The 23201-nt window shown below is 67.6% G+C and carries 16 protein-coding genes; 10 read left to right on the top strand and 6 right to left on the bottom strand.

Annotated elements, in window-relative coordinates; genetic code table 11:
- Positions 1-14: 14 nt before the first annotated feature.
- The 3 genes from ACTIMF_RS00005 to ACTIMF_RS00015 are packed head-to-tail and all read right to left on the bottom strand — an operon-like array spanning position 15 to position 1538.
- Positions 15-623, bottom strand: a complete 609-nt coding sequence (locus ACTIMF_RS00005) for an ABC transporter ATP-binding protein (RefSeq protein ID WP_442348220.1) — start codon at positions 621-623, stop codon at positions 15-17.
- 29 nt (positions 624-652) lie between these two features.
- A complete protein-coding gene (locus ACTIMF_RS00010) occupies positions 653-1018 on the bottom strand; it encodes a hypothetical protein (protein WP_442348221.1) in 366 nt (121 codons plus the stop codon).
- Between the two features lies 1 nt (position 1019).
- A complete protein-coding gene (locus ACTIMF_RS00015) occupies positions 1020-1538 on the bottom strand; it encodes a GtrA family protein (protein WP_442348222.1) in 519 nt (172 codons plus the stop codon).
- A gap of 271 nt (positions 1539-1809) precedes the next feature.
- On the opposite strand from ACTIMF_RS00015, the gene ACTIMF_RS00020 reads away from it, so the two are divergent.
- Positions 1810-2949, top strand: coding sequence for an alpha/beta hydrolase family protein (locus tag ACTIMF_RS00020; RefSeq protein WP_442348374.1), 1140 nt, complete (start codon positions 1810-1812; stop codon positions 2947-2949).
- On the opposite strand, the gene ACTIMF_RS00025 is transcribed toward ACTIMF_RS00020, so the two are convergent.
- On the bottom strand, positions 2939-3364 hold the full coding sequence (locus ACTIMF_RS00025; protein ID WP_442348223.1) for a universal stress protein: 426 nt from the start codon (positions 3362-3364) through the stop codon (positions 2939-2941). The two genes, ACTIMF_RS00020 and ACTIMF_RS00025, sit on opposite strands and share 11 nt — an antisense overlap.
- Before the next feature lie 135 nt (positions 3365-3499).
- Here ACTIMF_RS00025 and ACTIMF_RS00030 point away from each other — a divergent pair, with 135 nt between their 5' ends.
- From ACTIMF_RS00030 to ACTIMF_RS00045, 4 genes are all read left to right on the top strand, one after another.
- Positions 3500-4918, top strand: a complete 1419-nt coding sequence (locus ACTIMF_RS00030; protein ID WP_442348224.1) for an FAD-binding protein — start codon at positions 3500-3502, stop codon at positions 4916-4918.
- A gap of 72 nt (positions 4919-4990) precedes the next feature.
- Positions 4991-5752 carry a decaprenylphospho-beta-D-erythro-pentofuranosid-2-ulose 2-reductase gene (locus ACTIMF_RS00035; RefSeq protein WP_442348225.1) on the top strand — a complete coding sequence of 254 codons (762 nt, stop codon included), beginning with the start codon at positions 4991-4993 and terminating at the stop codon, positions 5750-5752.
- 4 nt (positions 5753-5756) lie between these two features.
- On the top strand, positions 5757-7724 hold the full coding sequence (locus ACTIMF_RS00040; protein ID WP_442348226.1) for an arabinofuranosyltransferase: 1968 nt from the start codon (positions 5757-5759) through the stop codon (positions 7722-7724).
- Positions 7725-7729: 5 nt separating this feature from the next.
- The gene (locus ACTIMF_RS00045) at positions 7730-8485 is read left to right on the top strand and encodes an MBL fold metallo-hydrolase (RefSeq protein ID WP_442348227.1); all 756 of its coding nucleotides are present in this window, start codon (positions 7730-7732) and stop codon (positions 8483-8485) included.
- Positions 8486-8595: 110 nt separating this feature from the next.
- Here the strand turns inward: ACTIMF_RS00045 and ACTIMF_RS00050 are convergent, their stop codons facing one another.
- The gene (locus tag ACTIMF_RS00050) at positions 8596-10074 is read right to left on the bottom strand and encodes a DEAD/DEAH box helicase (RefSeq protein WP_442348228.1); all 1479 of its coding nucleotides are present in this window, start codon (positions 10072-10074) and stop codon (positions 8596-8598) included.
- Between the two features lie 248 nt (positions 10075-10322).
- Positions 10323-10766, bottom strand: a complete 444-nt coding sequence (aroQ, locus tag ACTIMF_RS00055) for a type II 3-dehydroquinate dehydratase (RefSeq protein ID WP_442348229.1) — start codon at positions 10764-10766, stop codon at positions 10323-10325.
- A 217-nt stretch (positions 10767-10983) separates the two neighbouring features.
- On the opposite strand from aroQ, the gene thpD reads away from it, so the two are divergent.
- The 5 genes from thpD to ACTIMF_RS00080 all read left to right on the top strand — a co-directional run bounded on the left by thpD (position 10984) and on the right by ACTIMF_RS00080 (position 23193).
- Positions 10984-11841 (top strand): ectoine hydroxylase, encoded by an 858-nt coding sequence (gene thpD / locus ACTIMF_RS00060; RefSeq protein WP_442348375.1) that lies wholly within the window; start codon positions 10984-10986, stop codon positions 11839-11841.
- A gap of 62 nt (positions 11842-11903) precedes the next feature.
- Positions 11904-15209, top strand: a complete 3306-nt coding sequence (locus ACTIMF_RS00065; RefSeq protein WP_442348230.1) for an arabinosyltransferase domain-containing protein — start codon at positions 11904-11906, stop codon at positions 15207-15209.
- A gap of 139 nt (positions 15210-15348) precedes the next feature.
- On the top strand, positions 15349-16383 hold the full coding sequence (locus tag ACTIMF_RS00070) for an NAD-dependent epimerase/dehydratase family protein (protein ID WP_442348231.1): 1035 nt from the start codon (positions 15349-15351) through the stop codon (positions 16381-16383).
- Between the two features lie 95 nt (positions 16384-16478).
- The gene (locus ACTIMF_RS00075) at positions 16479-19841 is read left to right on the top strand and encodes an arabinosyltransferase domain-containing protein (RefSeq protein WP_442348376.1); all 3363 of its coding nucleotides are present in this window, start codon (positions 16479-16481) and stop codon (positions 19839-19841) included.
- Positions 19834-23193, top strand: coding sequence for an arabinosyltransferase domain-containing protein (locus ACTIMF_RS00080; protein WP_442348232.1), 3360 nt, complete (start codon positions 19834-19836; stop codon positions 23191-23193). The genes ACTIMF_RS00075 and ACTIMF_RS00080 overlap by 8 nt, the downstream gene beginning before the upstream one ends.
- Positions 23194-23201 lie beyond the last annotated feature (8 nt).

Consider the following 23201-nt stretch of genomic DNA (forward strand, 5'->3'; position numbering starts at 1 on the left):
GTCCTCGCCGCGTCTCACGATGCAAGGTCCAAAACAAGGTCTGCGCAACGCTCTACGAGATCACGGCTGTGCGTCGCGACCAGGACGGCGGCACCGTCGCCGGTAACGCGATCCAACTCGTCTGCAACCCACTCCTGACCTGCGGCGTCGAGACCGCGCTCCGGTTCGTCGAGAACCACCAGCCGCGCCGGACGAATGAACGCAGCGACGAGTGCGAAGCGTTGACGCTGCCCGGTCGAGAGCGTGTGCGGGAAACGGTCACGCAGATCGCCGATCCCTGCGCGCCGCAGCGCCACCTCGATGTCCGGATCGACCTCGTGCGACGCGGCGAGCATCGCAATATGCTCACCGACCGTCGCATCGTAGAAGACGGCTTGCTCGCCGAGTTCGGCCACGACGAGACGTCGGAACTCCGGCGACCTGTCGTCGGGCACCCGACCGTCGATGAGAATCGAACCTTCGTCGAGCAATTCGTCGTCGACGACTGCGCGCAACAACGAGCTTTTGCCAATGCCGTTCGGGCCGACCACGGCAGCGCACTGGCCTCGTTCGACGGTGAACGACAGAGAAGTGAATAGGGTCTGGGCGCCGATGCGGCGCGTTGCGTCCGAGACGGACAGCATGAGGTACCTCCTGGAGTGATAAACGGGCTTCAGGCAGCCCGCACTCCAGGGGCTCGCGGACCCGCGAGCAGAACCGCTTCGACGCGGCGACAGGGATCGGCCAGGCCGAGCGGCCGCCGTTCAGGAGGCGTCGGCCGCAGCCGAACCATCGAAAGCAGCACACCAAGCGCCGCACACACGGCGTAGACGGTCGTCACGATTCGACTGAAACCGAGTCGCCCGATGGCAACGGCGACGACCGTGGCGGGCACAATCAGCGTCGGAGTGAGCGGCATGAACTGGGCAGCGAGTGCGCAGACCACCGACAGCGCCGGGACCAACGCGAGCACAGTGAGGAAAACGTAGGCAGGCAGGGACCGCGGCACTCCTCGGTGGTCGCGCAGCATCCCGGTCATGTCACCTGATCTTGAAGATGACCGTGCGCTGAACGACGAAGTTGATGACGGTCGCGACGCCCTGTGCGATGACGAAGGCGCCGGCGGAGGCGATCAACGCTGAGCCCCACTCGTGCATCAACAGGCTATAGAGCCCGATGTTGACGAAGAACGTGACCGCGTAGAGGACGACAACGGCGATGAAGCGGGCCGTGCTCGGTTCGGCGCGGAACGTCCACCTGCGGTTGATGAGGTAGGCGATGGTGGTGCCGAGAATGAATCCGCACGCCTTCGCGAGCCAGTACGGCGCATCGACCACGTCCTGCAACAGCAGGGTGAGCGCGAAGTCGAACACTGCAGACAGGACGCCGGTCGCGACGAACCGCATCAGCTGAGTCTTGAGGTCGACGCTGGTCGACGCCTCCTCGTCGTCGAGCGGCAGCTCGATCGGCATCGGAGCATGCCGCGTCGAGAAGTCTCCGTGTGCGGGGTGCACGGGGAACGGAACGCGGTCGGCGTCGTCGGGCGCGGAATCTGGCACCCGACCAGCCTAACGTTCCACACTCCCGCTTCACGCACGTCGGCGTTACGAGACTGAGTACGCCGTCGGTGCGCGCGCCTCGTTTCGAGGGTCATATCTCCTCCGAACAGCGCATTCCGCCTGACTCTTCGCGGATCGAGTCTCGCTCGGGATACTGTCCACAGTTATGATCGCCGCCACATCGCCCCGGTTGCCCAGCCGCTCGTTACCCAGCCGTCCGTTGCCCCGCCGCCTCGGCGCCATCGCGCTGGCCTGCGCCGCGGCAGCGGGCATGGCTCTGGCCGCGCCGACCGCCCACGCCGACGCGACACCAGCTCCGGTGTGGTCGGGCCTCGACGCACGACACTACGACGGCCCGATCGGCGCACACGGCACATTGATCGCGAAGACTCGGCTCGATCCGGCCGTCACGCTGCCCGCAGCCGGCAGCGCGTACCGGATTCTCTATTCGTCGCCCGACGTCCACGGCAGACCCGCGGTCAGCACCGGCGCACTCTTCCTCCCCAAGCGTCCCGCGCCCGCAGGCGGCTACAAGACGATCGCGTGGGCGCACGGCACCGTCGGACTCGGCGACACCTGCGCACCGTCGGCCCAACCTCGCAGCGACCGCGACACCGAGTACCTCGGGCACTGGCTGAAGCAGGGGTACGCGGTGGTCGCCACCGACTACGTCGGGCTCGGAACCCCCGGACTGATGAGCTATCTGAGCGGGCAGGTGTCGGCGACGTCGACCGTCGACTCCGTGATCGCCGCCCAGCAGGCCGGTCTGCCGCTGTCGAAGACGTGGGCGATCGTCGGACAGTCCCAGGGCGCAGGGGCTGCCCTCAACGCCGCCCGCCGCGCCACCGCACTGTCGAAGGGCAGTGGACTTGACTACCGCGGCGTCGTCGCGACCGGTGCGCCGGCCAACATCGAGCACCTCGTGTGGCAAGCGGGGCCGCAGATCCCGCCGATCGCGCTGCCGTCGGGCCTGACGACCTACGCCGCCTACATCTTCGCCGGATTCACCGACGCGCGGAGCGACCTGCACGCCGACCGCGTACTCAGTGCGGAGGGACGACGGGTGGTCCGACTCGCCGAGAGGCTCTGCTATCCCGAACTCAAGACGGCGCTCGACGGCGCGAGGATCAACTCGTGGTTCACCCGGCCCCTCGCGTCGATCCCAGGAGTACAGGCCGCGCTCGTCAGCTATATGGGCACCCCGTACACCGGCTACGACCACCCGATCTTCCTCGGCCAGGGGCTCAAGGACATCGACGTGCCCGCGCCGTCCGCGCTGTCGCTGTTCGCACAGATGCGGGCCGCCGGGCAGCCGGTCGACTTCCACGTCTATCCGACTCAGGACCACTCCGGCACCGTGCTCGCGTCCATGAAGGACTCGACACCGTTCCTCAAGCGGATCATGCGGTAGCGCGCTGCGGTTTCACCACCATCACCGGCTTAGCGCATTCGATAAGCAAGTATTGGGATGTGCTGCCCAGCAACAGTTTTCCCACCTGAGTGCGACGCCGCATCCCGATCACCAGAATCTCGGCGTTTGGATCGTCCATGGCGCGCAGCAGTTCTTCGGCCGGCACCGCGCCGATCTGCTGCCTGATCTCGAACCGGACGCCCGAGACTGCGAGCCGCTCTTGGACCTGGGCGATCTCGTCGGCGTCCACGACGAGCGTGCCGCGACCGGAGCTGCCCAGACCCGAGCCGCCCCGGCCGCCCTCGGGGACCGCGTTGATCACCAGGACGCTGGTGTCACGCGCCGACGCCTCCTCGATGGCCTGTTCCAGGCAAGCTCGGCCATGGGAGCCGCCCGCGTACCCGACCACGATCATGGCTTTCCTTCCCGAACCCCGTTTGCCAACCCATACTGCCCCAGCCGCGCATTTCGGCCCCTCTCAGACGAATGTAGACGACGGTCATCACATCGACGGCGCTCCGGACAGACCAGCGGGTAACCTCTATTGACGATGACGAACTCAGACCTTCTTCCAATCCAGACTCGGACTCTGATGGGTTGGGGTCGCACCATGCCCACCGAAGGGCATGTGCTGACCACGCCGTATCCCGAGGTCATCGCCGACGCCGTCGCGCGGGTCGCCGACCAGGACGCGGACAAACCGTCGTACCTGCGACGCGGGGTGATTGCGCGCGGACTCGGCCGTTCGTACGGCGAGAACGCCCAGAACTCCGGCGGCCTGACGATCGACATGTCGCAGCTCACCCGGATCTACGACATCGACCGCGAGACGGCGATCGTCGACCTGGACGCGGGAGTCGACCTCGACACCCTGATGCGCGTCGCACTGCCTTACGGACTGTGGGTCCCGGTCCTGCCCGGTACCCGCCAGGTGACCATCGGCGGAGCCATCGGCTGCGACATCCACGGCAAGAACCACCACAGTGCGGGCAGTTTCGGCAACCACGTCGCCGAGATCACCCTGCTGATCGCCTCCGGCAAGATCCTGACGCTGACCCCCGAGGGCAGCAGCGACGATCCGGACGCCTCGATCTTCTGGGCGACCGTCGGCGGCATCGGCCTGACCGGCATCATCCTGCGCGCCAAGATCAAGATGACCCGCACCGAGACCGCCTATTTCATCGCGGACGGCGCCGTCACCAACAACCTCGACGAGACCATCGCACTGCACATGGACGGCTCCGAGGAGAAGTACGCCTACAGTTCCGGCTGGTTCGACGCGATCAGCAAGCCCCCTCGTCTGGGTCGCGGAACATTCTCCCGCGGATCGCTCGCACGGCTCGATCAGCTGCCGGACAAGCTCGCCAAGGACCCGTTGAAGTTCGACGCGCCGACGCTCGTCAACTTTCCGGACATCTTCCCCAACGGTCTCGCCAACAAGTTGAGCTTCTCGATGGTCGGCGAAGCCTACTACCGGATGGGCGGGAACTACGAGGGCAAGGTCCAGAATCTGACGCAGTTTTATCACCCGCTCGACCTGTTCGGGAACTGGAACCGCGCCTACGGATCGAAGGGCTTCCTGCAGTACCAGTTCATCGTTCCGCCCGAGGCCGTCGAAGAGTTCAAGGGCATCATCTACGACATCCAGGCGTCCGGGCACGTCAGCTTCCTCAACGTGTTCAAGCTGTTCGGCGAGGGCAATCAGGCACCACTGAGCTTCCCGATGCCCGGCTGGAACATCTGCGTCGACTTCCCGATCAAGCGCGGCCTCCACGAGTTCGTGTCCGAACTGGACCGTCGCGTCATGGAGATCGGCGGCCGCCTCTACACGGCGAAGGACTCGCGGACCACAGCCGAGACCTTCCACGCGATGTACCCGAAGGTCGACGAGTGGATCGCGACGCGCCGCCGCGTGGACCCGAACCAGGTGTTCATGTCCGACATGGGCCGTCGCCTCGAACTCGTCTGACCCGCTGCGGCTCCACGCAGAAGCTCCGCGAGCCGGGCCGAGTCCACACATCACTGACGAAAGCAGATACGAATGTTCAACGCCGTCGGCGTTCCGCAGTCCATCCTGATCCTCGGCGGGTCCTCCGAGATCGGCCTGGCCATCGCGGCCGAATACCTGACCAAGGGCCCGATGCGCGTGGTCCTGGCGACCGTCCCCGGCGATCCGGCCGCCGACGCCGCCGCCGCCCAGATGAGCGACGCCGGAGCGTCGTCGGTCGAAAAGATCGAATTCGACGCGCTCGCCACCGACACTCACCAGGACGTCATCGACAAGGCCTTCTCTGCAGGCGACATCGACGTCGCCATCGTCGCCTTCGGCATTCAGGGCGACGACGAGCAGGCCTGGCAGGACCAGAAGCTCGCGGTTCTGGAAGCCAACATCAACTACACCGCTGCGGTCTCGGTCGGCGTCCTCCTCGGCGAGAAGATGCGCGATCAGGGCCACGGCCAGATCATCGCGATGAGTTCAGTGGCCGGCGAGCGCGTCCGCCGCTCCAACTTCGTGTACGGCTCCACCAAGGCAGGCCTCGACGGCTTCTACCTCGGTCTCGGCGACGCGCTGCGTCCCGAAGGCATCGGCGTCCTGGTGATTCGCCCGGGTCAGGTCCGCACCCGCCTGTCGGCGCACGTCGCGGAGGCCCCGCTGACCGTCAACAAGGAGGACGTGGGCCGTCTTGCCGTGGCCGCTGTGGCTAAAGGCAAGGAGATCGTCTGGGTTCCGGGTCCGTTCCGGTTCGTCATGATGGCGCTGCGCCACATCCCGCGTCCGATCTTCCGCAAGCTGCCCATCTGATCCCGTGCAGTCCACAGCGCAGGCACACGAGACGACGACCCGCCGCGGGTTCGTAAAGAACCCGCGGGCTCGCGACGTCGGCGAACTGGGCGGAGCCGTCGTCCTCGCGGCCATCGCGTCGTTCGCGGGGCTGAAAGTGATCGGCGCCGTAGACTGGCCCGCATTCAACACGTCGAACGTGACCCGCTCGCTGACCACCCTCGGTCAGGGCGTCGTGATCGTGCTCGCGGCGATCGCCGTCATCGCCTACCGTTCGGGACGCGCTCGAACGTGGACATCGTGGTTGTCGTCGCTGGCATCGGCCGGCTTGGTGACGGTGACGTTGGGCATGCCGCTCGGCGCCACCAAGCTGTACCTGTTCGGCCTGTCCGCCGACCAGCAGTTCCGCACCGAGTACCTGACGAGGCTCACTGACAGTCCGCACCTGGCCGATATGACCTACGACGGACTGGCTCCCTATTATCCGGCAGGCTGGTTCTGGTTCGGCGGACGATTCGCCAGCCTGATCGGCATGCCCGGCTGGGAGGCCTACAAGCTGTGGGCCGTGCTGTCGATCGCCATCGCCGCAGCGTTGGGCACCGCACTGTGGAATCGGATGGTCGGCGTCTCCACCGGTACCGCTATCGGACTCGCGTCGGCCGCGGTCACGCTGGTCTACGCGTCGCCGGAACCGTATGCCGCGGTCTTGATCCTGGTCGGCGTCCCGATGATGGTGGTGACCGCGTCCGCGCTGCGTGGCCGACGACGCCTGTCCGACGGCCCGACGACTCTCGGTCGCACCGGCTGGCTCTCCGTGATCGCCGCCGGTCTGTTCATCGGCGTCTCGGCCTGCGTGTACACGCTGTACACGGGTCTGTTCGCGGGAACCGCGGTGCTCATTGCGCTCGGCTACCTCGTCCAATCGCATCTGCGGCACCGTAATTTGGCGGTCCCCGGGACCTCCGAACGTCGTGCCGAACAGTTGGCGGTGCTTGTCCGGCTGGTCGTGATCGGAGCAGTCGCAGGAGCCGTCGCGCTCATCGTGTGGACGCCGTACCTGGCGGCGCGCGCGTCAAGCACATCCGCCCCTAACGGAGCCGCCGAACACTATCTGCCGGAGAACGGCGCGGTGTTCGGCCTTCCGATGCTCCAACTCAACCTGGTCGGCGTCCTCACGTCGATCGGCCTCGTATGGTTGCTGTTGCGCGCCGTCAAACGCACGATCGCGTTCGCCTTCGGGTGGACGCTGATCGGGGTCATCGGCATCACCTGCATCTCGCTGGCACGAAGCGCGATCGGTTCCACGCTGCTCTCGTTCCGGCTCGAAGCCGTGACCGCCGTCGTCCTGGCCGCGGCCGGAATCCTGGGGGTCATCGAGTTGTCTCGCGCGGCCGTCGTCAAGTTCGGCGACGTGCGCACTGCGATCGGTGTCCTCGCCGCCATTGTCGCGATCGCGTTGACGCAGTCGATTCCCAGCCATCTGTCGTCAGAGATCACGACCGCGTATACCGACACCGACGGCTACGGGCAGCGGGCGGACCAGCATCCAGCAGGCGCCGAGTCGTACTATCCGGAACTGCACCGGCTGATCCGCGAGCAGACCGGACGCCCGGCGAACCAAAACGTCGTGCTGACCGCCGACTTCGGCTTCCTCTCCTTGTATCCGTACTGGGGATTCCAAGGCTTGACCTCGCATTACGCGAACCCGCTCGCCGAATTCACCAAGCGCGCCCAAGCCATCGAGGACTGGTCGGAGGCCACCACGACCGAGGAACTGACCACGGCGATGGCCGCCACGCCGTGGCGCAGCCCCGACGCGTTCCTCTTCCGGTACAGCGCAGACGGATACACTCTGCGACTAGCCGAAGACGTGTTCCCCAACGATCCCAATGTGCGTCGTTATGCGGTCACGTTCTCGCCGACGGTGTTCGACGATCCGATGTTCACCGTGACCGAAGTCGGGCCGTTCGTCCTCGTCGTCAAGAAAGGCTGAATCCCATGCCGGATCTGAAGATCACGACCATTTCCCACGACGACGCGAAGACGCATTTCGTGTCGACGTCGACGGTCAACTGGGTGATCCTGCAGGACCACACCGGGGTGACACTCATCGACGGCGGCTATCCTGGTCACTCGAGCGCCGTCCTCGAATCGTTGTCACGGATCGGCAGCGCGCCCCAGGAGATTCGCGGCGCACTGCTCACGCACGCCCACGTCGATCATCTCGGCGGCCTCGCCCGGCTGCGGCGCGACTTCTCGTTCGATGTCTTCGCCGATCCCGCGGAGGTGACGCACGCACGACGGGACTACCTGGAGCAGGCCGACGCGTCGACGATCGCCCCGCTCGCCTACCGTCCCGCCGTCGTCGGCTGGCTCGGCCGCATCGTCCGGTTAGGTGCGCTCGACAAGGACGGGATCCCTGACACACAGGCGTTCGCCGACCCGACGGCGCTCCCGGGATCGCCGGTTCCGGTCCCGACGCCCGGCCACACGCGCGGGCACAGCGCATACCTGTCCGGAGACGGCGAGGTCCTGATCTCGGGCGACTCGATGATCAGCGGGCACCCGATCGCCAAGCATTCGGGACCGCAGTGCCTCGACCGCGTCTTCACGCACGACGTCGCCGCCAATGAGGCGTCGGTCGCCGCGTTGGCCGACCTCGACTCCGTCATCGTCATGCCCGGCCACGGCCCGATGCTGTGCGGTGCCGTCGAAACCTTCGTCGAACAGGCGTTGACGCGGCCTGCTCACTGAGTCCATTCGACTGATCACCGGGGAAGCGGTCGCTCCCGCGAAACAACCCGAGCCCCGGACCGTTGCGGTCCGAGAACTCGGGTTGAGAAGATATTTCGCGTCCGCCGCGGTCAGCGTCCGCTGGGGGCGCCTGCCGGGCGACGCGCGCTGCGCCGCGCACGGGGGTTCGGGGCCGACGTGTGCTCACGCTGGGTGCTGCCTGCCGTCGACCGATCACCGCGCTGCGACTGGCTCGACCGTCCGCTCGTCTGGCGTGCGACGCCGCCGTTGTCCTGGCGGGGAGCACCGCGGCGACCACGCCCGGTGCCACGCGACCCGCGTGCACCCTGACCTGAACGCTGCTGGCCGGAACGCTGCTGCCCCGATCGGCCCTGGCCCGAACGCTGCTGGGCGGGCGCGGGGGTCGGGGGAGCCTGGCGCAGCGGCGCGTGCTCACCGACGAGCTCGCGGACCTCGGGCGAGGACGCGGTGACCTGCTGTCCCGGGACCTTGATCGCGGCCTTCTGGAGCAGCTTGCGCAGATCGCCCCACTGGTCGGGAAGGCAGATGGTGACGACGTCGCCCGACGATCCCGCACGCGCGGTGCGGCCCGAACGGTGCAGGTAGGCCTTGTGCTCGGCGGGCGGGTCGACGTGAACGACGAGTTCGACGTCGTCGACGTGGACGCCGCGCGCGGCGACGTCGGTGGCGACGAGGACCTTTGCGCCGTCCGGGGCGGCAAATGAGGCCAGGTTCCGGTCACGCTGGGCCTGCGACAGGTTGCCGTGCAGGTCGACGGCCGGAATGCCTTCGGCGGTCAGCTTCTTGGCGAGCTTCTTGGCCTGGTGCTTGGTGCGCATGAACAGGATGCGGCGACCGGTGCCCGACGCTAGTTCGTGGACGAGCTGCGTCTTCTCGGTTGCGCCCGATACGCGGAACACGTGGTGCGTCATCTGCGCGACCGGCGACGTCGCGTCCTCGAGCGAGTGGGTGACCGGGTTGTTCAGGAAGCGCTTCACGAGCTTGTCGACGCCGTTGTCGAGGGTCGCCGAGAACAGCATCCGCATACCCTTGGCCGGCGTCGCGGCCAGAATACGGGTGACGACGGGGAGGAACCCGAGATCGGCCATGTGGTCGGCCTCGTCGAGCACCGTGATCTGCACGTCGTCGAGCGACACGATCCGCTGCTTCATCAGGTCTTCGAGACGGCCGGGGCACGCGACGACGATGTCGGCGCCCGCACCGAGCGCACGCTCCTGCCGTGCCTGCTTCACGCCACCGAAGACGGTGGTCACGCGCAGTCCGACGGTCGCCGCCAGCGGCTCGATCTGCGTGGCGATCTGGGTCGCGAGCTCACGGGTCGGAGCAAGAACGAGTCCGGTGGGACGCCCGGAACGGCGCCGCACACCGGCTTCGGCGAGACGAACGACGAGCGGTACCGCGAAAGCGACGGTCTTACCCGAGCCGGTCTTGCCGCGGCCGAGGACGTCACGCCCGGCGAGGGTGTCAGGGAGGGTCTTCTCCTGGATCGGGAAGGCGGACGCCTTACCGTCGGCGGCGAGTGCATCCGCAATGGGAGCGGGCACGCCGAGATCAACGAACGAGGTCATGAATAGCCTTACGGGCAAGGATCTCCCCAAAACGGCACGACTGCGCCGCAGAGGTCGGATCGGTTGGCGAACACGCGCGGTCGGCGTGTCGGTTCGCCGTATGAATTTCACGCACCCGCGATCGAGTCGGGGTCTGCGTGGGGCGTTCTACGACGCACGGTGCTGGGCACCGAATAGTGAAAGCCTACCCGAGGATCGGGCCACCGGCCCCATCGGGCGCGATAGTGGGACGCGGGACACACACCCGCTCAAGCGACGAGCATCGCCATCCGTCGCACCGCGAACTCGTAGCCGAGGATCCCGCAACCTGCGATGACACCGGCCGCGATGGGCGAGATGTACGAGTGGCGACGGAACGCCTCACGCGCGTGAACGTTGCTGATATGCACTTCGATGATCGGGACCTCCGGGATCACCAACGCATCGGCGAGTGCCACTGACGTGTGCGTCCACCCGCCCGGATTGATCACGATGCCGCTGACGTCGCCGCGCGCGGCGTGGATCGCGTCGATCATCTCGCCCTCGTGGTTGGTCTGGAAGGCACGCAGCCCGAGTCCCACGTCGGCCGCTGTCCGCTCGGCGAGGCGCACCACGTCCTCGAGTGTCTCGACGCCGTACACCTCCGGCTGACGGGTTCCCAGCGTGTTCAGATTGGGGCCGTTGAGCAGCAGGACCGGTAGATCGGAAGACATGGCGACAAGACTAGTCCGCCCGAGCACCGGAGCGCCCCACATGTCTGTCGCCGCGTCCGTCGCTCTCGGCGAACTCGACTTAACTCCCAAAGACGAGTAGCGGTGGAGGGTGGGGCCGACGACCGTCGGCCCTGACACCGTCCGAAGGGAGGATTCCTTGACCACCGCGACGTCTCTGCACGACCGATACCCGACGCGACTGACCGAAACCGCCCCGATGATGCGCAGACCCGATCCGACCGTGTGGGGCGACGTCGACGGCCCGTTCACTGCCGATGAGGTCGCGGCGTACGACGCGAAAGGATTCCACATCGAGGACGGGCTGTTGACGCCCGCCCAGGTCCAGAGCTGCTGGACGGAGTTCTCGCGGATGGCCGACGATCCGCGAGTCGAGGCGTCCGGAGCCGTCGTCCGTGAACGCGGCAGCGACGCCGTGCGATCGATCTTCGCCGTCCACCGACACAGTCCGGTGATCGACGCATTGGCGAGGACGCCGCGCATCCTCGACCGGGCTCGGCAGATCCTCGGCTCCGAGGTCTACATCCACCAGTCGCGGATCAACGCGATGCCCGGCATGGTCGGCACCGGATTCGGCTGGCACTCGGATTTCGAGACCTGGCACGCCGAGGACGGGCTTCCGACGCCGCGAACCGTCAGCCTGTCGATCGCGCTGACCGACAACTTCGCGTTCAACGGCGGACTGATGCTGATGCCCGGTGCGCACCGCGTGTTCGTGCCGTGTGTCGGCGAGACTCCCGACAGCAACTTCCGTGAATCCTTGCAGGAGCAGAAGGTCGGGGTGCCGTCCGACGACGCCGTCACCGATCTGGGCCTCGAGTTCGGTATCGAGCAGTTCACCGGCCCGGCGGGCCACGCACTGTTCTTCGACGCGAATTCGATGCACGCGTCGAGCAACAACATCACCCCGTACTCCCGGGCCAACGTGTTCCTCGTCTTCAACAGCGTCGAGAACGCACCCCATGCGCCGTTCGGGGCACAGGCGCCGCGACCGGCGTACATCGCCGACCACGACACGACGCCGCTGACCCCGATCGACGCCACCGAATTCGCCTGATCGGAATCGGGGGCCCGGCGCACGCACCGGGCCCCGAGGCCGGGGCACTAGGATGACCCTTTGTGCCATCCATCACGGCCCGTCGGGCGCAGATAACCGCGATCGTCACCGGTCTGCTCGGCGTGCTCCTCGCTCTGGCGACGCCGCTGCTCCCGGTACAGCAGACTGTCGCGGAGATCAGTTGGCCGCAGGAGAACACCGTCGAATCGGTCTCCGCTCCTCTCATCTCTTATGCGCCGATCGACCTGACGGCGAGCGTCCCGTGCTCCGCCGTCGATCAGTTACCCGCGGACGCATCGGTCTTCCTGGCGACCACGTCGCCGTCGGCGGAGAAGGCGCAGCAGCGCGGCCTTTTCATCCGGGTGACCGGGGAACGCTCGACACCCGAGGCCTCCCGCACCGTCGAGGTCATCAACCGCAACATGCCGTTGGTTTCCGCTCCGCTCGCCGACGTTCGGTCCGGACAGTGCGGCGACATCGAGGTCCGCGCGACATCCGACGCCGTGTCGGCCGAGTTCACCGGATTGACCGGTGACGACGGGAAAGCTCTCGAAGGCACAGAGGTCGGCGACCAGCGCCCGCAGATGACCGGCCTGTTCACCCAATTGGACGGCCCCGCCGCCGACATCCCGGGCCTCACCGCGAATGTCGTCATCGACTCCCGGTACTCCACCACCCCGACCGCGCTGAAATGGGCGGCGATCATCGTCGGAGTGCTCGCCGTCGTGCTCTCGTTGATCGCCTTGTCCCGGCTGGACGCGACCGACGGGCGCAGGCACCGACGGTTCTTCCCGGCCCGCTGGTGGCGGTTGAAACCGCGCGACTACGCGGTTCTCGGGCTGCTTCTCGTGTGGCACATCATCGGCCCCAACACGTCCGACGACGGGTACCTGCTCACCATGTCGCGGGTGGCGCAGGACAGTGACTACACCGCCAACTACTTCCGATGGTTCGGCGCCCCCGAAGCGCCGTTCGGCTGGTACTACCAGGTGTTCGGCTGGCTCAGCAATGTCTCGGTCGCCAGCGTCTGGATGCGAATCCCCGCCCTGGTGTGCGGCATCGTCGTTTGGCTGATCGTCAGCCACGAGATCCTCCCGCGCCTGGGCCGCGCCGCACTCACCCGACCGGCGGTCGGGTGGACGGCGGCTGCCGTCTTCCTGGTGGCGTGGTTCCCGTTCAACAACGGTCTGCGCCCCGAACCGATCATCTGCCTCGGCGCGCTGATCACCTGGTGCTCGGTGGAGCGCGCCATCGCGACGGGCAGGCTGCTGCCCGCGGCGGTGGCGTGCACCGCGGGTGCATTCAGCATCGCGGCCGGACCGACCGGCGTGCTGGCGATCGCCGCACTGGTCGCGGGCGCCCGCCCGATGTTCTTGGCCGTGGTCCGACGTGCCCGCGAGGTCCGACGGCAGACGGGTTCCGGTCCGGTCGCCGCGTACCTGAGTCTGTTCGCGCCGATCGTCGCGGCGGGGGTCCTCGTCGTCTTCGCTGTCTTCTCCGGGTTGACGCTCGCCGCGTTCACCGCGAGCTCGACCATGAAGACCGAGCTCGGACCGTCGCTCGCCTGGTACAACGAGATCGACCGCTACTCGTCTCTGTTCGCGTTCTCCGCCGACGGGTCGATCGCCCGCCGGTTCGCGGTGGTCGCCATGTTCCTCGCGATGGCCGTCGCGGGTGCGGTCTTGATCCGTAAGTCCCGGATCCCCGGCACCGCCCTCGGCCCCTCGCGGCGAATCGTGGGCATCACCTTCGGCTCGCTGCTGTTCCTGATGTTCACCCCGACCAAGTGGACGCACCACTTCGGCGTGTTCGCCGGACTCGCCGCGGCCCTTGCTGCGTTGGCGGCGATCGCGGCTAGCACGAGCGCGACCCATTCGCGACGGAACCGCACGATCTTCGCCGCGCTCGTCGTGTTCGTGACAGCCCTGGCGTTCACCGCACCCAACTCCTTCTACTACGCCTCGGCATGGGGGATGCCGTGGGCGACGTCGCAGGTGATGGTCGCGGGCGTACCGCTCGGCCAGATCCTCCTGTACGTCGCGCTGGCGCTGCTCGCCCTCGCACTCTGGTTCCACTTCCGCGAGCCGTTCACCGGTGCCGACCCGGAGACTGAGCATCAACCTCGGCAGGTGCGGCGCCTCACCCGGGCCCTGGCCGCGTCGCCGCTGGGACTCGCCGCCGCCGTGATCGTGGTCTTCCTGCTCGCGACCGCGGCGATGACGGGTATTCACCAGAGTGAGTCGTACTCGGTGCCTCGCTCGAACATCGAGGCGTTCGCAGGCAAACAATGCGGGATGGCCGACAAGGTGTGGGTCGAGGACGACCCGAACCTCTACCAACTGGCGCCGGTCGACGCGTCCCTGGCCGATCCGCTCGCCGGGCCGACCGCAACGCCGGCAGGCGCCGACCGCAACGAGACCCGCGGGTTCACTGCGGACGGCGTCCGTGAGGACCTCGACACCATGGCGCCTGCCGGGTCGCTCGGTGTGCTCGCCTCCGGCGTCGGAATCGACCCCGACCTGCTGATCGCCAACAGTGGCGGGACCGGCGGCGGGACCTCGCCGACGGCAGGCGTCAATGGATCGCACGCCGTCCTGCCGTTCGGGCTCGACCCGGCGCGCACCCCGGTCCTTGGCAGCTACTCCGAGACCGATCAGAGTCCGTCCGAGCTCACGTCGGGGTGGTACCGAGTGCCCGCCGACTTCAGTGCCCGGCCGCTCATCTCGTTCGCGGCAGCCGGCGTGTTCGGTTCGAGCGAACTGCGCCTCGAGTACACGACCGACTCCGTCGACGAGACGACGCGCGACGGCGACCTCTCGGTCGACGGCGAACGTCAGATGATCGATCCCGGACCGCGCCCCAGCTGGCGCAACGTACGGCTCGACACGGCCTCCCTGCCCGCGGACACGACAGCGATCCGGATCGTCGCCGACGACGACAACCTGTCGGAGGACCACTTCATCGTGGTCACGCCGCCGCGCATCCCCGAGCTGACGACGCTGCAGGAGACCGTCGGTGACACCGATCCGGTGCACGTCGACTGGACTTCTGGCCTGGTGTTCCCGTGCCAACGGCCGTACAACTTCCATGCGGGCGTCGTCGAGACGCCCAAGTGGCGAGTCCGACCGGGCGCAGATCTCGCTGCCGCGGTCGGGACCTGGCAGGGCGCCCTCGGCGGCGGGCCGCTCGGGTGGCTTCAGGTGTCGCAGCGTGCCGACACCGTCTCGACCTATCTCAAGGGCGACATCGGCCGGGACTGGGGCGCACTCGAGCGCTACAGCGCGTACGACCCGGCGACACCCGCGCAGATCGACTACGGCTCGCAGACACGCAGCGGTCTGTGGAGCCCCGCGCCGATCCGCCGCTGATCAGTCGCTCCCCTACCGATCCAGGGGTTGGCACGGCCCGCACGGTGACCTATAGTGAGCCGGGTCACGAACTAGAACATGTTCCAGTTCTCGCGATTCGCCGAACGCGACTCGCACTCGTCGAACAGTGAGGACGCTCATGAAGGTCGCGGTCACCGGAGCAGCAGGCTTCGTCGGTACAAATCTCGTCGATCGGCTCGTCGCCGACGGCCATGACGTCGTCGCCATCGACCACGTCTCCCCAGCGCATAGGCTCGACCACCCGCAGGTGACCTGGCGTTCCGCTGACATCTTCGACCAGGACAAGCTCGCCGAGGCGTTCGCAGGCGTCGACACCGTGTACCACCTGGTCGCGATGATCACACTCAAACAGAAGGACGAGCTCGCCTGGCACGTCAACACCGACGGCGTCGCGTCGACGGCCCGCGCCGCACTCGCCGCAGGCGTTCGACGGTTCGTCCACTGCAGCTCCATCCACTCCTTCGACCAGTACGCGAACGACGGCGACATCGACGAGACCTGCGCTCGCTCCGAGGACCCGAAGCTCCCGGTCTACGACCGCTCCAAGTGGGCCGGCGAGCAGGCGTTACGCGAGGTGGCCGCCGACGGCCTCGACGCCGTGATCTGCAACCCGACCGGTGTGTACGGGCCCGTCGACCACGGACTGTCCCGCATCAACGGCATGCTCCGCGACGGAGCACAGGGCAGAGTGCCGTTGTTCCCGGACGGCACCTTCGACCTCGTCGATGTCCGCGACGTGGCGATCGGGCTGACTCTCGCCGCCGAACACGGTGTCACCGGGGAGAACTATCTCCTGGGCGGCGAGCAGGTGCGCCTGTTCGACGCGATGCGGACCGTCGCGGGCCTGTGCGGACGATTCCGCGCGCTGGCCGCGATCCCGCTGCCGGCGATCAAGGCGATCGTCCCGATCGTCGAGCCGCTCAGTGCGCTGTTCGGTTCGGATCTGGTCTCGCGTGCGTCGATCGCCGCCCTCATGGCGCAGCCGTCCGTCGACATCACGAAGGCGAGCGAGCAACTCGGTTACCGACCGCGTGGTTCGGCCCAGACGCTTGCCGACCTCGTCGCGTTCCTCGCCGAGTCGGGCCAATCGGGGTCGGCGCGCCCGACGTCCGGTGCACGCTTCGACCCCGTGCTCGCCCCCGAGCCGGTCTGAGCGCACCGCGGTCGCCGGGCCGATTGGACTCGCCCGACGCCGACGCCCGTTTAGTGAGGTCGGGGAACTCTCGACTAACGTCAAGTCCCGTGCCAGTGTCGACCGCAGCTCCGTCCGACCCCGACGTCGAACCTCCTTCGAGCCCGCTCTCTTCGCGTGCGGTCCGACTGCTGGCTGTCGTCGCCGGTCTGGTCGCGGTGATCGCCGCTGTTCTGGTCCCGCTGCTTCCCGTGTCTCAGACGTCCGCATCCGTCAGTTGGCCGCAGGGCCAGGACTTGAACGCCGACGATCCGTCCGTGATCGCGCCGCTCATCGCGCAGACGGCGCAGTCGGTGGACGTGGTGATTGAGTGCCGTGCGCTCGCGACGTTGCCCGCCGAGGGAGCGACCGTTCTATCGACGATGCCCGCGAAGGCGAAGGGCGCATCGCAGCGGACACTGGCGGTGACCGCGAACCGTTCGACTGTCACCGTCTCCATGCGAGCGAACGTCGCTGCCTCCGCCTCGCGCGCCGACATCGCCGCAGGTCGGTGCGGCGAGCTGCACGTGTTCTCGTCGGCCGCGGCCACCGGAGCTCAGTTCACCGGACTCGGACCGGCGAGCGACCTCGGCCCGAGTGAGCGACCGCAGATCGACGGCTTCTACACGTCCCTGACCACCCCGCAGGTGACGGCCATGGCCGAGTCCGGGATGCATGCACGGATCGACGTCGACAACCGGTACGAGAACTCGCCGTCGATCGTGAAGATCGTCGTCATGGTGATCACCGTCCTCGCCACGCTGCTCGCCCTGTTCGCGCTGTGGTGCCTCGACAGGTCGAACGGGTACACCGGTCGGCTCCTCGCTCGGTCGCAGACCGTGTTCGCCCACGTCCGACCACGGGTGAGCGACGCCGTGGTGACTGCCGTCCTCGTCGTGTGGACGTTCCTGGGTGCGGCGGCCCCGGACGACGGCTACATCCTCACGATGGGGCGGACCGCCGACGCGTCCGGCTACATGTCGAACTACTACCGCTTCTATGGCATCGCAGAGGCTCCGTTCGACTGGTACTACAGCTTCTTGTCGCTGTGGTCGCAGGTGTCCACGAGCATCGTCTGGATGCATCTGCCGATCCTCGTCGCCGGACTGGCTGCGTGGTTCGTGCTGTCCCGGATCGTGCTGCCCCATCTCCTGTCCGGGCCGGGCGAAGCGGGGCTGATCGGGCGGTTCGGGTCGCGGGCCTGGGCTGTCGCCACCGCGGCCGCCGTGTTCCTCGCGTTCTGGCTCCCGTTCTGCTCAGGCCTGCGCACCGAGGGGATCATCGTTCTCGGCTCGCTGCTCACCTGGTGGGCCACCGAGTCGGCGATCACCCGGCACCGTCTCCTCCCGGCCGCACTCGCCGCAACCCTCGCCGCGGGCATGCTCGCCCTCGCCCCGCAGGGCGTCATCGGAGTGGCGATCCTGGTGGTCGCCGCCCGCCCGCTCCTGCACGTCCTCCTCGACCGCCGTCGGGAAGCAGGTCTGCTCGCCCTGCTGGCGCCGATGGTCGCCGCCGGGACCGTCGTCTCGGTCATCGTGTTCCGCGACCAGAGCCTGATGACCGTTCTCGAAGCGATGAAGACCCGGTACCAGACCGGTCCGATCATCCCGTGGCACCAGGAGTTCCTCCGCTACTTCTTCCTCACCGTCACCACTCCCGACGGCGCCCTCGCCCGACGCATCCCCGTGCTCCTGCTGTTCGTCGCGGCGATCGTGACGGCCGCCGTCCTGCTGCGTCGACGCGGCATCGCGGGCGTCGCATCGAGTCAGACATGGCGGCTGATCGGCGCGTTCGGCGTCACTCTCCTGCTGTTCTTCCTGTCCCCCGTGAAGTGGACGATCCACTTCGGCGTGTTCGCTGGATTCGGCGCCGCACTCGCGGCCGTCGCCTGTCTCGCGATCGCGCAGGCCGGCGCTCGATCCTCGCGCAACCTGTCGCTGCTATCGGTGGGACTGCTGTTCGCGTTGGCCGCGGCGGCCGCGGGCAAGAACGCGTGGCCGTATGCGTACCGCTTCGGGATCACCTGGTTCGACATGGCTCCGGCGGTGAAGGGAATTCAGATCTCGTCGATCCTTCTGGCGCTCGCTGTCGTCGCCGTCGCCGTCGCCCTCTGGCAGCACCTGCGCAACGACTACGTAGCCAACAAGGGTCTCGCCCACCACGACGCGGGGCAGCCCGACAGCGCGGGCGACCGACGCCGTCTGATGTTCGCGCACACCCCGCTCGTGCTGATCGCCGGCCTCATGGTGGTCGCGACCCTCGCCGTATTCGGCAAGGCAGTCGTCACCCGCAGCCCGGCGATGACCGTGTTCACCAACAACGTCGACGCACTCGGCGGCGACACCTGCGGCATGGCCGATCAGGTCCTCGCCGAACCCGACCCGAACAAGGGAATGCTGGTCCCGGCGAAGGACGCGTCGCCGACCGCCGCCCTCACCGGCAGCCAGTCCGTCGGTTTCAGCCCCGACGGGATCCCCGCCGACCTCACGCCGACCCCGTCGAGTGCGCGAGCCGGACAGATGCACGTCGCTGGATCGGTGTCGAAGCCGTTCTCGATCATCGGCGGACTCGGCGCAGGCACCACGGGCGGAACCGGTCCGCGGACCGTCAACGGCTCGACACATGCCCTCCCGTTCGGTCTGGACCCGGCCACCACGCCGGTGCTCGGCAGCTACGGTTTCACGGCCAACGCATACCTCACCACCGGTTGGTACACGCTGCCCGCGCGCAACGCGTCGCCCATCATCTCGTTCTCGACTGCCGGCGCCGTGTCGACCATCGACCGCGACGGCCACTGGCGGTTCGGTCAGAAGCTGGTCGCCCAGTTCGGCAAGCCGGGCCCCGACGGTGAGTTCGTTCAGGTCGGAGGCGACGTCGTCCCGATCGACGCGGGCCCGATCACCCCGAACCTTCCGTGGCGCAACCTGCGTGTGCCGATGACCGCGGTTCCCGCGGCGGCCACCGTGATGCGCTTGGACCTCGCCGACACTAACCTCGGTCCTAAGCAGTTCATCGCGATCACGCCGCCACGTGCGCCCGAGCTCGTCACCCTGCAGGAGATGGTCGGCTCGACCGATCCGACACTCGTCGACTTCATGGCGGCAGCCCAGTTCCCGTGCCAGAACCCGATGACCTTCGCGCACGGCGTCGCGCAGGTCCCGCGGTGGCGGGTTCTCCCCGACTTCGTGACCGCGAACTCGCAGTCTCGTACCTGGATGGCCGCTGACGGTGGCGGACCACTGTCGGTCGTCGAGTCGACCACGTCGCAGGTCACCGTTCCTACCTATCTGCGCGACGACTGGCATGAGGACTGGGGGTCGGTGGAGAGACTGACACCGTTGACGCCCGACGCCACGACTGCTCGCGTCGACACCGCGGCCGTCACCCAGTGGGGCTGGCACCGCACCGGATCGATTCGCCTGGAGCCGAACAATGACTGACCTCACCGACGCTCCTGCCGCCTCGAATCGGCGATGGAGTCCGCGAGCAGGCGGCTACCGCGCGACGCGACTCGTCGCCGCCGTCGCAGGTCTGATCGGTTTTCTCATGGCGATCCTGACGCCGATTCTGCCGATCGACCAGAAGACCGCCGAACTCGCGTGGCCACAGAACGACGAGGTCACGAACGTTACCGCGCCGATGGTGTCGTTCGTGCCGATCGACATGTCGACGTCCGTCCCGTGCTCGCTGGCGCGGGAGCTCCCCGCGGCAGGCGGCGACCTGATGTCCACTATCCCCGCGAACGGGCAGGATGCGACGGCTCGCGGAATGTTCGTCCGGGCGAGCGCCGACACCATCTCGATGGTGGTGCGCGACGTCGTGCTCCTGTCCGTCGACCGACGCGTGGCCCAGTCCTCACCCGAGTGCGCGCTCACCTTCACCGGTGGTGCCGACGGCGTACGGGCCGCCATCACAGGCGTGCCGGCGGGCCAGATCGGCGGGACCCAGAGCACCGACTACCGGAACGCATCGCCCGACATGCGGCCGCAGATCGTCGGCGTGTTCTCCGATCTGCCTTCGAACGCTCCACGTGACGGATTGTCTCTGCACGCGACTGTGGACACTCGCTTCGTCAACTCCCCGACCCCGTTGAAGCTGGCGGCCATCATCGTCGGAATCGTGATGACGCTGCTGTCGCTGGTCACACTCGGCGTTCTCGACTCATGCGACGGCCGCGGACACCACCGGTTCCTCCCCCGCGGCTGGTTCACCATCCGTGGACCCGATGTCGCAGTGTTCCTCGTGCTCGCCGCATGGTGGCTGATCGGCGGGAACACGTCCGACGACGGCTACAACATCACCGTCGCGCGCATCACCGGCGAGGCCGGGTACGCCGACAACTACTTCCGCTACTTCGGGGTGCCGCAGGACCCCTTCGGATGGCATTTCCAGGTCCTGTCGTGGATGACGCATATCTCGGTCGCGACTCCGTGGCTACGGCTCCCCGCCTTCCTCCTCGGACTCCTCGGCTGGTGGATCATCAGCCGCGAAGCGATCCCGCGCCTCGGGCGGGCGGTCCGCAACTCGACGGCGGCCGTCTGGGCGGGCGCCACCGTGTTCCTGGCGATCTGGATGCCGTACAACAACGGCATCCGTCCCGAGCCTGCAGAAGCCGTCGGCGCACTCCTCACCTGGGTGTGCGTGGAACGGGCCATCGCAACGAAACGTCTGCTGCCCTTCGCGATCGCGACCGTCACCGCGGGGTTCACGTTGGCCCTCGCGCCCGGTGGCCTGATGGCGGCCGCGGCCCTGATCGCCGGCTTGCGTCCACTCGTCAAAGGCATCGTCTCGCGACGCAGACGCGACGGACTCGTGGCGCTGATCGCACCGGTGCTGGCCGCGGGCACCGCTGTGCTCTTCATGATCTTCTATTCGCAGGCCCTCGGCCCACTGTCGGAAGGCAACAAGGTCGCGACCGAGGTCGGCCCGACCGAGGAGTGGTGGCGCGAGCCGACCCGTTACTACTGGTTGGTCCTGGACACCGGCGACGGCACCTTCCCACGCCGGTTCGGCATTCTCATGATGATCTTGGCACTCGTCGTCGCGATCTTCCGACTCATGTCGAGCAGGCGTCCGGCGGGTGTCGCACGCGGCCCGTTCTGGCGGTTGATCGGCGTGATGATCGGCACGATGTTCTTCACGTCGTTCACCCCGACCAAGTGGACGCACCACTTCGGCATCTACGCCGCGATCGGCGCGGTCCTCGTCGCCGGCACGACGGCGATGATGGCGCCGAAGCTGCTGCGGTCGCGCCGCAACCGCACATTCTTCGCCGCGGCCGTCCTGCTGGTCACAGCGGTCGCGACGGCAGGGACCAACATGTGGTGGTATGTCGGCTCGTACGGCATCCCGTGGTGGGACCGGCCGATCGAGGTCGCGGGAGTCAAACTCAGCTGGGTCATGTTGGCGGCGGCTCTCGCGGTCGCCGCCGTCGGACTGTGGTTCCACTTCCGCGACGACTTCGTCGACGACGAGATCCGCACCGGAGCCCGCAAGTCCGGCCTCCTCAAGTTCACGTTCTCGCCGATCCCGGTGATCGCCGCGATCGTCGTCCTCATCATGCTCGGCTCCTTCGTGAAGGCGGCATGGGTGCAGCGCGACAGTTGGTCGTGGGCCAAATCGAACGCACGCGCCCTCACGGGCGACGAGTGCGGGCTCGCGAACGACGTGCTCGTCGAAGCCGACCCGAACACGGCAGTGCTGCGGCCTGCCGCCGTCGACGGCAGGCCAGCGCCCGCCGCGAAGGCTTCGTTGGGTGCAGCCAACTCCGGGTTCACTGCCGACGGCATCCCGTCGAACGTGCTCATCGACCCGCTCGACCAACGTCGTTCCAGCGACGACGAATCCGGTGACGACGTCATCACTCCGCCGACAGCGGGCGGCGACTCCGTGGACTCGGAGCTCGACGACGCGACGTCCGACGATCCGGCAGCCGAATCGTCGGACGAGCCGGTCGCTTCCGCGGAGGCCGTCACCTTGCCGTACGGATTGGATCCGGCGACGGTCCCGGTACTCGGAAGCTACGGTTCCACGAGGGCGAGCGAGCTCACGACCGGGTGGTACGACGTGGGCGTGCAGGCCGGGCAGGCAGGTGAGGACCAGCCGTTGCTGGCGGTCGCCGCAGCGGGCTCGATCGCCGCGATCGACGAGTTCGGCGTCATCACGCCGGGACGCCGGGTCGTCGCCGAATACGGTCGAGTCGGCGTCGACGGCCGCGTGACTCCCGTGGGGGCTCCCCAAGTCCCCCACGACGCATTCGCGACGTCGTCGAACTGGCGGACGCTGCGCTTCGAACTTAAGAACGCGCCACCGCAAGCCTCGGTCGTCCGGCTGCACGTAGTGGACGACGCGATAGCCGCCCAGGAGTGGGTGGCGATCACCCCGCCGCGCCTACCGAAGCTCGCGACGTTGAACGATGTCGTCGGGCGCACCGACCCGGTGTTCATCGACTGGATGCCCGGCCTGGTGTTCCCGTGTCAGCGACCGATGGCCGTCAGTTACGGTCTGCTCGAGTTGCCGGATTGGCGGATCATGCCCGACGCCGAGGCGACCCGGAAGAACACGCAGACGTGGTCGGACGGTGTGAACGGCGGGCCGCTCGGCATCACCGACGCACTCCTTCGCTACACCTTGGTGCCCACCTATCTGCGTAACAACTGGGGACGCGACTGGGGCGGACTCGAGCGCTTCTTTCCCCTCGTCCCCGACGCCGAACCCGCCGAGATCATCAAGGGATCGCACACTGTGAGCGGGCTGGAGAACCCCGCTCCGATGCGCGCGAAAGGCTACTGATCTCCCTC

The organism is Gordonia sp. (in: high G+C Gram-positive bacteria), from assembly GCF_052106715.1.
Taxonomy (GTDB): Bacteria; Actinomycetota; Actinomycetes; order Mycobacteriales; family Mycobacteriaceae; genus Gordonia.